Origin of the sequence: Pantoea sp. ICBG 985, from assembly GCF_002928365.1 — a bacterium.
In the GTDB taxonomy this organism is placed as follows: Bacteria; Pseudomonadota; Gammaproteobacteria; order Enterobacterales; family Enterobacteriaceae; genus Pantoea; species Pantoea dispersa.
On sequence record NZ_POWM01000001.1, the window covers coordinates 959,345 to 972,410 of the forward strand.

Annotated in this window: 10 protein-coding genes; 5 read left to right on the plus strand and 5 right to left on the minus strand. The window is 62.4% G+C overall.

Features of this window, described 5'->3' with window-relative positions:
• The first annotated feature begins 2 nt into the window (after positions 1-2).
• Positions 3-272: a barstar family protein gene (locus C1Y42_RS04725; RefSeq protein WP_104092899.1), complete on the plus strand. Its 270-nt coding sequence runs from the start codon at positions 3-5 to the stop codon at positions 270-272.
• On the opposite strand, the gene C1Y42_RS04730 is transcribed toward C1Y42_RS04725, so the two are convergent.
• The 4 genes from C1Y42_RS04730 to C1Y42_RS04745 all read right to left on the minus strand — a co-directional run bounded on the left by C1Y42_RS04730 (position 273) and on the right by C1Y42_RS04745 (position 8,265).
• Positions 273-2,645 (minus strand): virulence factor SrfC family protein, encoded by a 2,373-nt coding sequence (locus C1Y42_RS04730; RefSeq protein ID WP_104092900.1) that lies wholly within the window; start codon positions 2,643-2,645, stop codon positions 273-275.
• A complete protein-coding gene (locus tag C1Y42_RS04735) occupies positions 2,642-5,614 on the minus strand; it encodes a virulence factor SrfB (RefSeq protein WP_104092901.1) in 2,973 nt (990 codons plus the stop codon). The genes C1Y42_RS04730 and C1Y42_RS04735 overlap by 4 nt, the downstream gene beginning before the upstream one ends.
• A 2-nt stretch (positions 5,615-5,616) precedes the next feature.
• A complete protein-coding gene (locus tag C1Y42_RS04740) occupies positions 5,617-6,933 on the minus strand; it encodes an SrfA family protein (protein WP_104092902.1) in 1,317 nt (438 codons plus the stop codon).
• A gap of 153 nt (positions 6,934-7,086) precedes the next feature.
• A complete protein-coding gene (locus C1Y42_RS04745) occupies positions 7,087-8,265 on the minus strand; it encodes a benzoate/H(+) symporter BenE family transporter (protein WP_021506148.1) in 1,179 nt (392 codons plus the stop codon).
• A 97-nt stretch (positions 8,266-8,362) separates the two neighbouring features.
• Between C1Y42_RS04745 and C1Y42_RS04750 the strand changes: the two genes are divergently transcribed.
• From C1Y42_RS04750 to C1Y42_RS04765, 4 genes are all read left to right on the plus strand, one after another.
• Positions 8,363-8,908, plus strand: a complete 546-nt coding sequence (locus C1Y42_RS04750; protein ID WP_058774732.1) for a helix-turn-helix domain-containing protein — start codon at positions 8,363-8,365, stop codon at positions 8,906-8,908.
• Between the two features lie 97 nt (positions 8,909-9,005).
• Positions 9,006-9,431, plus strand: coding sequence for a MarR family winged helix-turn-helix transcriptional regulator (locus C1Y42_RS04755; RefSeq protein ID WP_021506146.1), 426 nt, complete (start codon positions 9,006-9,008; stop codon positions 9,429-9,431).
• A 16-nt stretch (positions 9,432-9,447) separates the two neighbouring features.
• Entirely contained in the window at positions 9,448-10,002 is a 555-nt protein-coding gene (locus C1Y42_RS04760) for an isochorismatase family protein (protein ID WP_104092903.1), read from the plus strand.
• Between the two features lie 244 nt (positions 10,003-10,246).
• Complete coding sequence (locus C1Y42_RS04765) at positions 10,247-10,726, plus strand: DM13 domain-containing protein (RefSeq protein ID WP_021506145.1); 480 nt, start codon at positions 10,247-10,249, stop codon at positions 10,724-10,726.
• A 35-nt stretch (positions 10,727-10,761) separates the two neighbouring features.
• Here C1Y42_RS04765 and pqqU read toward each other — a convergent pair whose 3' ends face one another.
• A complete protein-coding gene (gene pqqU, locus C1Y42_RS04770) occupies positions 10,762-12,885 on the minus strand; it encodes a TonB-dependent receptor PqqU (protein ID WP_199188952.1) in 2,124 nt (707 codons plus the stop codon).
• Between the last annotated feature and the right edge of the window lie 181 nt (positions 12,886-13,066).

The following is a 13,066-nucleotide window of genomic DNA, read 5'->3' on the forward strand; positions in this document are numbered from 1 at the left end:
CTATGCTGACACTCCATTTTGATTTTCGCACGCTGGGCACGCGCCAGGCCTTTTATCAGGCGCTGGTCGATCAGAGCGGCTGCGGTGAATGCTTTGGCTACAATCTGGATGCGCTGTGGGACTGGCTGACCGGCGGTATGGCGCTGCCGGCAACGCTGCATCTGGAGCATGTCGCCGAGGTCAGCACCAGCGCGGAGTTTGCCCCGGTGCTGGCGCTGCTGGAAGAGGCGGCGCAGCAGCTGGCAGGCGAGCTGCGCCTGATTACACACTGACTACGCGTGCAGCGGCAGCAGCATAATCGCCAGCGTCTGGCGTGCGCTGGCCGGCAAATCGCCGCCGCCGGTGTAGCCGTTATTTTCGACGATCAGCGAATTTAATCCCACCAGCCAGTCATAAATGTAATAGGCGGTGTGGTTAGCCGGCGCGGCAGACAGCCGCGTCAGACGCTGGCCTGACGAAAAGCTGACGCTGGGCGCCGGTGGGCGGGCGAAAATCGGGCTGCCGCGATTGACGCGACTTTGCGGCCGTTCACGTTCATCCCGCTGCAGGAACCCGAGCCAGGCGACAAAGTCACCCAGCACTGTCATGGCACGCGACACCTGGCGATCGGTGCGCGCTTCATGGGCACTGGCCTGCGTCTCTGTTTCGTTCAGCGCGCTTTGCAGTTTGCTCAGCACCTGCAGACGGAAGCTGGCGGTGATGAGCTCCTCCACCAGCAGTTCCAGCGTCGGCTTATCAACGTTGAGCAGCGCCAGCAGGCTCTGGCTCTCCGGCAGCTGACGCAGGTGCGCCAGCCACAGCGCGAACACCTGCTGAGGAAACTGCTGATCGCGCTGGCCGCTGCTGCTGCGCGGTTCGGCGGTGGTTACCGGCTCATCGTTAAACAGGTCAAACTCAAAACCAATACCAAAATAGCTCTGCTCCACCGCGGCCGGCTGACCGCCGGTGGACGGCGTGCTGCCGTGGCTCTGACTCAGCCACAGCTGGCGCACCGCTTCGCGCGACGGCTGCAGACGCTCAAGCAGCTCGCCGTGCAGGCCGGTGCGATGCTGTAAACACTTCAGCAGCGTATCGGCGATGGCCTGTTTCCGCGCGGCCTGTTCCGGCGTGGCGCTGGCTTCGGTCCACGGCTGCAGACGCTCCACCAGTTTCTGCTGCAGCGTGCTGAGCTGCAGCGCCAGCCGGTCGCGCCGTGCCTCCGGCTGCATCTCATCCTGCAGCCAGCTGCTCATACGGTCGACGCCAGCGCGATCGCGCGCCAGCATGGAGCCCCAGCTCTGGCCAGGCTGACCAATCTGCCGCTGTACCGCTTCATCGACGTTGATTTGCGACTGCTGATAGCGCGCATCGTGCGGCGTAATCGCCCAAATCAGGCGCGGCTTGTCTGCGCTGGCCGTCGCGCTCTGTTGCAGTTGCCACTCGCGCAGCGCGCTGGCGGCGAGATCCGCATCCTGACGCTGGCTGGCGGCGGTACAAATCAGCATTAAATCGATGCCCTGACGGGCGGCATAGAAGCCCGGCAGCAGGGCACGTTTGTGTTCCAGCAGACTGGCGCGCAGCGCATCACGCGCCTGCAGCCTTGCGCGCTCATCCTGCTGATCGCGGTCGGCGGGCGTGCCCGGCGCGGGCAGTTCCAGCATATCGGCTTCGTCATACAGCGCCTGACGCGGCGTCGAACTGAGCGGCAGGGTGATTTCCAGCGTCAGCAGCGCCAGCCAGCCGAGCGGTACCGACTGCGGTTTGCCCACGCGGTTGGCGACAACCGGACACACTTCAATCAATTCGTTCAGGTCGGCGTCATGGCCGATGAGCTTTTCAGCGGGCAGCGAGGCGTCATCCACCAGCAGGCTGAGCGGCGCCAGCACGCGCGGCGCGTGCCGCAGCTGATGGCGCAGATGCAGCAGGCTGCGCAGGGTTTCATTCAGCGCCGGACGCTGCGGCCACAGCAGCGCAAACAGCTGCACGCGGTCGTCCACGTTGAGCCACGGTGCCAGCTCAATCGCCTGCGGCCAGAAATGGCGGTCCAGCACCTCGGCGTGGTCGGGCTGGCGGCGATGCCACGCCCACAGCGTCACCAGCGCGTCGCTGTTGAGGCCGGGCTGCATCTCGCTCTGGCGATGGCGCTGCAGGCGCTGCAGCGCGGCATCAATCGCCGCGCTGTCCGGCTGGGTGCCCGCGCTGGCGCCGGCCAGCATCAGACGAATCAGCTCGGCTTCGCTCAGCAGCGTCATCTCCAGCGGCCACGCACCAGACTGCGCTTCACGCTGATGGCTGAAACGGGTGGCGATGGCAAAATCGAGATTGCCGGGATTGATGTGCTGAAAATAGTTCAGGGTTTTGTCGCCGAGACGGGCGATCAGCTGGCCCTGCGCGTCGCCGACCATTTCACTCAGCAGCCAGGCTTTACCCGCCTGCGACTGACCAAACAGCGCCAGGGTGACCGGCCGCGCCAGCTGTCGCGCCAGCGCGTGGCTTTCAACGCGGGCGCGCCGCAGCTGGAGCCGCAGCGTATCGGCTTCCAGCGCCAGACGCGGCGAGTGCGCCTGGTGGCTCTCCACCCAGTTCAGCGCGCCGTCAACCGTCTCCTGCAGCAGACCCAGGCGTTTAGCAGGTGTCGCCGGCGTGGCTTTTTTGGCAGTTCTCATCGTTTACACACGCTCCCGCTGTCGATCCAGTATTGCGCATTGGCGTTGCCGGTGGCCGACAGCGTATTCAGTTTCAGACTCAGTTGCTCCAGCGGCACGCGCGTGCCATCGTCCATGCGCGCCTCGCTCAGTACCAGCCGCTCCGGGCCGAGGTTATCCGGGCCCGGTTGTACCGCCAGCCTGATGCGCAGCACGCTTTCGCCCGCTACCTGGCGCGCCAGCTGCGGATCGGTAATGCTCAGGCTGTAGAGCGGTGTCGCCGGCCAGCGGTCGTTCTCCAGCTGGCGGAAACCTAGGCAGACATTACCGCGAATGCGGAAGCTGCTTTTACGGTCCAGCGCGAAGCTGTGGCTGTCGAGATCAATCTCGCTGTAGCACAGATTGTCATCGCTCAGCGTGGCGTTTTCATCCAGCACGCCAAGGTAGCGAATGGTCGAGTAGGGTTCAAAATCGCCGGCGCGGAACCAGAAGCTGCTGAGACGCAGATCGAGTGCCAGCAGACACAGCATGGCACCGACCGCCGCGGTCGATTTCGGGTTATCAATGCGTCCCTGTTTGTTGAACGGATACCAGTCGCTGGTGTGATACCCCTCCAGCGACAAAATGCGGCTGCCCGGCAGCGGCTGCAAATGACGCACCAGCGCCTGAATGCCCGGGAAGCGCGACGGGCGACCGGTCAGCAGCAGCACATCGCACTGATAGAGGGAAACCACTTCGCACATGGCGCGCAGCGCCGGGATAATCGCCATCCGGTGCTGCAGGAACTCAGCATGCAACTGCGCCATGCTCACCACCAGCGGCACGTCAAGCAGATCGAAACGGCTATCGCCGCCGAGCGTGCGCTGAATCTCACCGTTGACAAACGCCAGCACGCTGCTGGCTGGCTTCTGCGGCACCAGCTCGCCAAACAGCGCGTTAATTTCGCTGTGGCTGTCGAGCGGATTCCAGTTTTCATAACGCTCCAGCACCGCCTGCGCCAGCGGAATAAACAGCTGCAGGGTGACCTGCTGGCGCAGCGTGGCCTGGCCGTCCATGCGGCTGTCATGTCCAAACAGCTTGTTCATCAGCGGTTCCGCCAGCGCCAGGCCGGCTTTTTGCAGACTCTGCTGTAGCGCGGGCAGGACCCACAGCTGAATCACGTCCAGCAGAATGTCATCGCCGGCCACTTTAAACCCTTCCCTGAACAGCAGGCGCGGGGTGATTTTCACGTTGTTGCCCTGACCATCATCCAGACGATACTGGGTGATGGCGAGGTCGGTGGTGCCGCCGCCGATATCAATCGAGGCGATGCGCAGGCTTTTGCCCGGCAGCTCATCCGCTTCGCGCGGGCGATCCGGGCGCGCCATGCTGCTGAAGAAATCTTCCGCGCGACCGGCAAAGTTCACCTGGGTTTCGTTGAACAGCCACACCATCTGACCGCAGGTGGCTTCATCCCACTCCATCTGCACATCCGGCACCGGCCGCAGGCTGTGTGCCTGGCTGGCGGCGTCAAACGCGGCGTCGGCCGGATGCCAGCCTTCGGCTTTCCACACCAGCGCGATGGCTTCCTGCATGCGGCGACGGAAAATTTCCCGCTCCGGCTTCGGCATGGCTGATGGCAGCGTCAGGATCACATGACGCAGCTGGCGCGGCGCCTGGCTTTGCGGCATACGCTGGCGCTGGGCCACGCTGTTCATCTGCATCATGGCCTGCGCCAGCAGCTCACACAGCATAAAGGTCATCAGCGAGCTGCGGCTGTAGCTGGCAGAAAACACCGGCAGGCGGTCATCTTCCGGCAGGGCATGCAGCGGCTGCCCCTCATCGTTGAGCAACAGGGTAAACGGCAGCGCGGTGGCCAGCGGCTCGTCGCTGCCGCCGCTGGCGTTGAAGCGCCAGCCTGGCTGATAACGCGCTTCGTCCCATAAGTAGCGGCGCGGGCTGGAGAGGCCGGTGCTGCCCTCGGTGCCGGCGCGCTGCAGCGCCAGACGACTGGCTTCGCGACCGACGCGGGTCAGCGAGGGCCACATAAACGCGTTTTCGCGGCCGCTCTCCAGCGAGAAGTTGGCTTTGCCAAAGTGCGTTTCGGCAAACTCCAGTCGGCTATCGAACAGCTCGTTGTAGACCTGGTGCGGCTGCGACAGATCGCGCAGCTGCAGCTCATAAGTCTGGCGCAGGCCGTTGCTCTCTTCGGGGTGATCTTCCACCAGAATGCCGCAGGTGTGCGAGTTGCCGACGTCGAGAATGATATCCACGTTGACCGCCGGCGTTTGCGGTGAGGCCGCCTGAATGGTGATTTCTGCCAGATCGAGCTGTTCGCCCAGCAGTTCCAGCACGTTGAGATAGTGCGCCTGATATTCAAATTCGCGCAGCGCCTGGTTCACTTCCTGCTCGCGGCGTGATTCCAGCGCATACACCTGCTGGCTGAACGTCTCGCGCAGCCAGCCGTCAACCCAGGTGAGATCGAGGAACTCGCCCAGCTCATAGTTGTGCCACGCCAGCGCAAAGCTGACGCCGTTCTGCGCATCGGCTTTGCTCAACCCCAGCTGCTCACCGCCGTCCGCGTCGGCCACCAGGCGCGTATCGAAGGCGAGGGTGATGCGATGGGTATTTCCCGCCGCGTCGGGCTGGCTGAGCGGCGCAAGGCGCAGACGCGCCCAGTTATCCGGGCCACCGATAAAACGACGGCCGCTGGAACAGCGCAGCACCGGCAGCGGCAGCCACTGCCCGGCCAGCAGCGTCAGGGAATCGGCCAGCGCGATATCGGTCTCCGGGCGCACTACCTCAGCGGCACCGCCATCCTGCGGATAGAGCAGAAACTTGCCGCTGTTGCCATCAACGTTGAGGCGCAGCAGCGGACCATTGGCGGTCTGGCGCACAAACTGCCGCCGCGCCTGAAGCGCGGGCAGGCGCAAACCAAAATCAAGAAACTGCACACCGCTGTCTTCGATCAGCGTGATTTTCTGTTTGTCATCAATCAGGGGAGCCAACATGGTTACTTACTCTCACGCTTAATCGTCAACGGGAACACCTGATCGGCGCCATACTGCGCCGTACAGCTGGCAATGCCATCACCGGCTTTGCACACCAGCTCCGGCATGCGATAGCGTGATTTATCGCTGCAGCTGGCAGTATAGCGGCTGCGCACTACCATGGTGCCGGCGCTGGTCATGGCGGCGGTGACATCGGCTTTACAGCGAATATTGTCGCCCTGGGTAATCACTGCGCTGCCTTTACCGTTGCGGATCTGGTAGCGCAGGCTCGGCGGCTTGCCGGTCGGCAGATTGGTCTGACGCAGCGTCACGCGCCAGGTACCATTGATAAATTTCACCGAGCCGAGGCGCGCGTCATCGGCCGTCATCACCAGATCGTCCGCCTTGGCCGGTTCGGTATGTTCCGCTACGACCTCCGGCGGTGCCGGTGGGGCAGCCGGTGCCGGCGCAGGCGTTACCGTCGCACTGCCGTGCGGCAGCGTGGCGGCCAGCGTCTGTGCTTTCGCCAGCATCGCCGGGGCCAGCGCGGGCGCGGCGCTGACCACAGGCGCGGTTTCGGTTTCTGCCGGCTGGACCGGCGCGTTGTGTAACCAGAAGGCCACACCCGCTGCGGCGGCAGCGGCCAGAGGCAGCACCAGCAGCAGCGGGCGCAGTGCGGATTTCTTCCGCGCGGGCGCGTCGGCGACAACGCTCAGCGGTGCGGGTTCGGGCTGTGGTTCGGGTTCCGCCAGCCGTTCCGGCTCGGGCTCCGCCACAACGGGGGCCGCAACCGGTTCAGGCGCAGCAGCCCTTTCTGGCTCCGGCGCGGGCACCACCAGCGGCGGCAGTTCTTCATCAAGGCTGTCGCGCAGGCAGGCCAGCGCATCATCACGCGTGCGCGCCTGCGGGTCGACAAAGCCCCAGAAGGTGATCACCGGCTTGCCATCCACCAGATAGACGTATTGCTGATCGGGAAACTGCAGCGTCTTTGCCAGCAGCGCCCCAAACAGGCGCATCGCCGGATTGTCGGCATCCCGGGCGCGCAGGCTGAGCGCCTGCAAATCCTGCTGATTAAGGGTGAGCTGATCCAGCGCCTGACGCTTTTCGCGATCGCTGGCCGCCAGCCAGGATTTCACTTTGCCGCTGAATGGCGCGTACCAGTCAAGGCGGTCACCGCGCTCGTTGGCCTGCGGGATCGCGAGGCAGTTGGCCAGAGTCGTCTGGCGGCGCAAACGTAACGTTTCGCGAATTTGCAGGGCAGAAGCCCAGACCGGCTGGCCGTTCTCCCCCAGTGCCAGTAACGCGTCGAGATTACCGCTGCGCAGAAAAGTTTTTGCCACTCGTTGGGCCCTTATCGGTGGTTATCTGAAGCCAAACATCGGGTGTGATGGGCGATGGTAGTGATCTTAAGCCAAATGCGCCGCAATCAAACGGGGGAAAAAGGGGGGAAAACAGGGCGTTATTCCCCCCACGGTACGCGGGGTGGTGAAATGTTAACCGTTCCGGCGTGGGCTGAGCAGCAAATGGGTGAGGACGCCCCCGATCAGGCCCCAGAACGCCGAGCCGACGCCGAGCAGGGAGATGCCGCTGGCGGTGATCAGAAATGCCACGATGGCGCTGTCGCGCTGCGCGGGTTCCGCCAGCGCGCGCTGCAGGCTGCCCGCCAGCGTGGCCAGCAGTGCCAGACCGGCCAGCGTGGCGATCAGCACCGGCGGCAATGCGCTGAGCATCACGGCGATCAGCGCGCCGGTAAAGCCGGTCAGCAGATAGAACACGCCCGCCAGCGCGGAAGCCACCCAGCGGCGCGCCGGGTCCGGATCGACATCATCGCCCATGCAGATCGCGGCGGTGATGGCGGCAATACACACCGAAAAGCCGCCGAACGGCGACAGCAGCAGCGCGATCAGGCCGGTCCAGCCGGTGAGCGCGGAGACCGGCGGCCGGTAGCCATGCGCCTGCAGCGTGGCAATACCGGGCGCATTCTGCGACGCCATGGTCACCAGGAAGTAGGGCAAGCCGACGCCAATCAGCGCGGCAGGATTAAAGTGCGGCATGATAAATTCCGGCACGCTCAGCGTTAGCGCATGAGGCGGAAAGTGGATGGCGCGCTGACCCAGCGCCACCAGTACGCCTGTCACCAGCGCCAGCAGAATGGCATAACGCGGCAGCCAGCGGCGGCCCAGCAGCCATACCAGACACATGCTGCCGCACAGGGCAAAATGATCCTGTAAGCCGCTGAAGGTGCCGATGCCAAAACGCAGCAGAATCCCCGCCAGCATCGCGGCCGCCAGCGACTGGGGAATATGGTTCATCAGCCGGGCAAACAGGCCGGTCACGCCGCTCAGCACAATCAGCAGATTGGTCGCGACAAACACCCCGACCACTTCATTCAGCGTCAGGCCGTGCACGCTGGTGGCCAGCAGCGCGGCACCCGGCGTCGACCAGGCGGCGAGCACCGGCATCCGCGTCCACAGCGACAGGCCGAGTGACGCCAGTCCCATGCCCACGCCCAGCATCGACAGCCAGCCGCCAATCTGCGCCGGTGAGGCGCCTGCAGCCTGCGCCGCCTGAAAGATCAGCGCCGCGGTGCTGCTGTAGCCGACCAGCACGGCGATCAGGCCGGAAATCAACATTGGAAAGGAAAAAGCCGGACGAACAGTCGCAGTGGTCATGGAATCACATCCTGTTGTGCGTTATAACGCACATTGTGGCACGCACGATATGGCGCGCACAAGTGGTACACTGCGCGCCCGCTTTTCAGGAGAATTCATGGAAAATCTGCATCAACATCTCAGCCAGGCGCTGAAGCAGCTGCGTCAGGCCAATGGCTGGAGCCTGACGCTGGCGGCGGCGCGCACCGGCGTGAGTAAAGCCATGCTCGGTCAGATTGAGCGCGGCGAGTCGAGTCCAACGATCGCCACGCTATGGAAAATCGCCACCGGCTTTAATGTGCCGTTCTCTTTTTTTGTGCAGAGCGGGGCGCAGCCGTCGGGCGATGTGGCGACCTTCAGCCAGCCCAATGCACAAATGCAGGTGAAGCCGCTGCTGCCGTATGACGCGCGTTTGCGCTTCGATCTGCTGGAAGTGACGCTGGCGGCGGGCGCGCAAAGCGATTCGTCAGCGCACGAAAGCGGAGTGATTGAGCAGGTGGTGGTGCTGGAAGGTGAGCTGTTACTGGGCATGGCGGGCAGCTGGCGTCGCCTGCAGGCCGGAGAAGCCAGCCAGTTCGCCGCCGATCAGCCGCACAGCTACCGCAATCCGCTGGCCAGCCCGTTGCGCTTTCATAGCCTGATTCACTATGTGCAGCGCAGCTGAGCGGCGGGATGCACAATTACAAATTGATACGAAGGCAAACTACACAGTTTACCTGCGTATTTATATACTGCGGTCTCATCAGTAAAGGAGAAGGGCGATGAGCGAGCTGATTAGCGCCGCTGCCGCGTTACGCAGCATCAATGGCAAACTGATGCGCCGCCTGCGTGAATCGGCCCCGCCGGGCGATCTCACCTGGCCGCAGGTTTCCGTGCTGGGGTATCTGGTGCGCGACGGCGCAATGACGGTAACCGAGCTGGCCGCACGCGAAGGGGTGCGCAGCCAGTCGATGAGTGCCACGGTCGCCAGCCTGCAGACGCTGGGCCTGGTACAGGGCGTGGCCGATGCGCAGGATGGCCGCAAAACCCGTTATCAGCCTACCGCTGCCTGCCTGCAGCTTATCGCCAGCAATCGCGCCCAGCGTGACGACTGGCTGCTGCACAGTATCAGCAGCCTGCTCAGTCCGCAGGAGCAGCAAACGCTGCTGGCCGCCATTCCCTTACTGCAACGACTCGCTGACCACTAATTTGAGAGGACTCACCATGGCTGTCACCACGTTAGATGCCCAAACCGCCCTGATTGTCATCGACCTGCAGCACGGCATCGTCCGCCTGCCGGTTACGCCGCGCCATCCGGATGAAGTGATTGCACGTGCCACGCAACTGACGCAGGCGTTTCGCGCGAAACAGCTACCGGTGGTGCTGGTGAACGTGGCAGGCGGCTCGCCGGGCCGCAATCAGCAGCCGCGCCACGATGCTGCTCTGCCGGCAGACTGGGCGGTGCTGGTGCCGGAAATGACACCGCAGCCGGGCGATATCAGCGTAACGAAAAAAACCTGGGGCGCGTTCCACAATACCGATCTGCACCAGCAGTTGCAGCAGCGTGGCGTAACGCAGGTGGTGGTGTGCGGGATTGCCACCAGTATTGGCGTGGAATCCACGGCGCGTCAGGCATACGAGCTGGGCTACAACGTTACGCTGGCGACTGATGCGATGAGCTGCCTGAACGCCGAAACCCACCACAACAGCATTGAGCGCATCTTCCCGCGCCTCGGCGAAACCGGCACCACTGACGAAATCCTCGCGCTGCTGAACTGATCTTTTCCCTCCAGGGCTGGCGCTGCCGGCCCTTATCTTTGCTGCTCGCTGCCGCGGGTTATTCTGCTTCGCCTCGCTTTCCCTGCCGCCGTTGAGAGTTGGTTGTAACAGCGCTGGTTACTGTCACAGTATGCACAGCAACACGATAACCAATATTTAGCCGGACTTTACGTTTTTATTAACACCAGAGAGCAGCAGGATCGGGTAGAGAAATACAGCGATATTCTGCTGCAGGGAGGTAGGGATGCTAAAAAAATTAAACGTGCTTTATCTCATCGCCAGCCTGTTTTTTCTGGGCACCGGTATTACCTTAGGTCTGGTGCTGTCACCGTTAATTACCGCGGAAGTGAATGCCACGCAAAAGGAGGTTGATCTGGCGAAACAGCAGGCGCTATATAGCGGTGAGTTTGATCGCCATCAGCCGGGCAGTGATGCGCTATACTGGGCCAGCGGTAAGGTTTATCTCAATGAAAACGTCATCGCCTTTGAGGGGGAGATTGCTCCCGGGCCACACTATAAAATTTACCTCACCAAAACTCAGGCGTTTGATCAGCACTCATTTCTGCAAATAAAGCATCAGTCGGCGTTAATTGGTGATTTAAATAACTTTGGTGATTTTATTAAATCGCTGCCGGAAGGCATCGATCCGCAGGAATATTGCGCCGTGCAAATCTGGAGTGAGCAATTTTCGAAATTTGTCGGCTCAGCGCGTTATCGCACCTGAATAAGGCACCGACGTGTGCCGGTGCCCGCATTAGATTACTGGAAAGCGTAGCTTAGCGTCAGGCCGACGCTGTAATTACGCCCCGGTGCAGGTTCGTAATACCGGCCATTGCTCTCATTAACGATGACCGAGCCGATATAGTGGCGATCGAGCAGATTATCCACGCGGCCAAACAGATCCAGCGTCCAGTTCTGCACCAGCCATTTATAGCCGCTGTTCAGTCCCACCACCGTATACGCCGGCGCTTTGACATCATTCTGGTCGTTGGCCGCAATGTCGCTCAGGTAGCGCAGGTCGCCGCCGGCATACCAGCCTTGCTCCGGCGCGTAGGCCAGTCCGGCGTAGGCCATATTGCGTGCAATACCAGGGATGCGCTTGCCGTCACAGCTGTCGCTGCCGCAGGCGTTACTGCGGTAGCGCGCGTGGAGCAGCGTCCACGCGGCTTTCAGGTGCCAGTCATAGCCAAACTGCTGATCGAGCCCGAGTTCCAGGCCACGGCGGCGCGTCTCACCAGCATTTTTGTAGCTGGTGCGGCCTTCGTAACTGCTGTCTGACACGATCTCGTTTTTGGTATCGGTCTGAAACAGCGCAGCGGTCAGCAGGCCGTTGCCGAGGCGTTTTTTGCTGCCGAGCTCCACGGTATTGCTGGTGGCCGGCTGCAGGTTGAGATTGAGCCCGGCCTGATCCGCCGCGCGGTAGGAGAGTTCATTGAGCGTCGGCGTTTCAAAGCCGCGACCGGCGGAAACATAGGCGTTCCAGCCATCATCAATCGCGTATTTGAGCGAGGCCGCAGGCAGCCAGCGGTGGTAGCGGCGATTGCCGCTGTCATCCGGGTCGCTGGCGGTCACGTAATAGTCGTTAGCATCGAAATTGACCGTGCTGAAGCGCACGCCGGCGTCCAGCGACCAGCGATCGCTCAGCTGCCACGCGGTCTGCAGATAGGGATCGAGGTTCCACATCAGGTTGCGCTCGTTGCGGCGCAGATCACCCTGCACGCCGTAGTCGGTGGCGCCGTCACTGCGGGTGAAGTTCTGATAGCCTTTGCGCTTCTCGCTCATGGTTTCATAGTCGAGGCCGCCGGTCAGGGTCACCGGCAGCGTCAACAGCGTCGCGCGGTGCGTCCAGCGGGTATCAATGCCCTGGTAGTGGCGCGCCAGTGAAATGACACCACCGGGATAGCCGGCTTTCAGCTGGGTCGCCAGCGGGATGGACTGATACTGGGTGGTTTCGCGCTCACCGGCATAGAGCATCACGCTGAGATCGTCGTTGTCGCTCATCTGGCGCTGGTAGTGCAGGCCCGCCTGGGTCTGGTCGACGGTTTTACGCGCGTTGTACAGCGCGACGTTGCTGGCCACCTGGCGCGAATTATCACGCCACTGATCCGGCGTCAGGCCGCCCGGATCCTGCGCCTCAACGTGAACGCTGTTGAACAGCAGCGTCAGGGTGCTGACATCGTCAATGCGCACGCCAAGCCTGGCATTGCCGAGGTTTTTCTGCGCGGCGCTGTGGTCACGATAGCCGTGCGTAGTGAAGCGCGAAGCCGACACCGTATAGTTAACATCACCGGCGTGGCTGCCATCACCGGTGGCACCGCTCGCTTTCACGCTGTTGCGCCAGCTGCCGTAGCTGCCGTACCAGCTGCTGGCTTCCAGCGTAGTCGGCTGCTGGCCGCGTTGGGTTTCCACATTGATCACGCCGCCCGATGCGTTGCCGTACAGCGCGGAGAACGGGCCGCGCAGCACTTCCACGCGTTCGATGGAACCGATATCGATATTCGAGGTTTGCCCCTGGCCATCCGGCATGCTGGCCGGAATGCCGTCAACGTACAGGCGAATGCCGCGCAGGCCGAAGGTGGAACGTGAACCAAAGCCGCGCACCGAAATCTGCAGATCCTGCGCATAATTTTGTCTGTTTTGAATTTGCAGACCGGGCACGCTGGTGAGGTTTTCAGACAGGTTAACGCGCGGTGCGGCGTGGCGCATATCGTCGCCGCTGACAACGCTGACCGCCGCCGGGGTATCCAGCTCAGAGAGTCCACTGGCCGCGGGCGCGGCGCTCACCACCAGGGTATTGCTGGCGTTGTCCGCAGCCAATAGCGGCAGCGGCAGGAGTGCAGGCAGCATCAGCAACGGCGCCTGTCGCAAAAGAGCAATTTTCATTTTAATAACCGTAAAAGACGTGAAATGAACCAATCGGCACATTTATCGCGCGTATGTTAATCGTTTTAGCGCGGGTTTGAAAAGCGTTAATAGTAGGGCAGAACCCTGTTAAGGGTGGCGTGAAAAATGTCCTTTCACCGCACCTCTGGCCTGGCTGTCAGCCCCAATTTCTGTCAGTGTG

What these genes read in the sequence shown, in the direction of transcription:
- C1Y42_RS04725 (WP_104092899.1), top strand. Translation starts at nt 3, where the DNA reads ATGCTGACACTCCATTTTGATTTTCGCACGCTGGGCACGCGCCAGGCC.
- C1Y42_RS04730 (WP_104092900.1), bottom strand. Translation starts at nt 2,645, where the DNA reads ATGAGAACTGCCAAAAAAGCCACGCCGGCGACACCTGCTAAACGCCTG.
- C1Y42_RS04735 (WP_104092901.1), bottom strand. Translation starts at nt 5,614, where the DNA reads ATGTTGGCTCCCCTGATTGATGACAAACAGAAAATCACGCTGATCGAA.
- C1Y42_RS04745 (WP_021506148.1), bottom strand. Translation starts at nt 8,265, where the DNA reads ATGACCACTGCGACTGTTCGTCCGGCTTTTTCCTTTCCAATGTTGATT.
- C1Y42_RS04750 (WP_058774732.1), top strand. Translation starts at nt 8,363, where the DNA reads ATGGAAAATCTGCATCAACATCTCAGCCAGGCGCTGAAGCAGCTGCGT.
- C1Y42_RS04755 (WP_021506146.1), top strand. Translation starts at nt 9,006, where the DNA reads ATGAGCGAGCTGATTAGCGCCGCTGCCGCGTTACGCAGCATCAATGGC.
- C1Y42_RS04760 (WP_104092903.1), top strand. Translation starts at nt 9,448, where the DNA reads ATGGCTGTCACCACGTTAGATGCCCAAACCGCCCTGATTGTCATCGAC.
- C1Y42_RS04765 (WP_021506145.1), top strand. Translation starts at nt 10,247, where the DNA reads ATGCTAAAAAAATTAAACGTGCTTTATCTCATCGCCAGCCTGTTTTTT.
- pqqU (WP_199188952.1), bottom strand. Translation starts at nt 12,885, where the DNA reads ATGAAAATTGCTCTTTTGCGACAGGCGCCGTTGCTGATGCTGCCTGCA.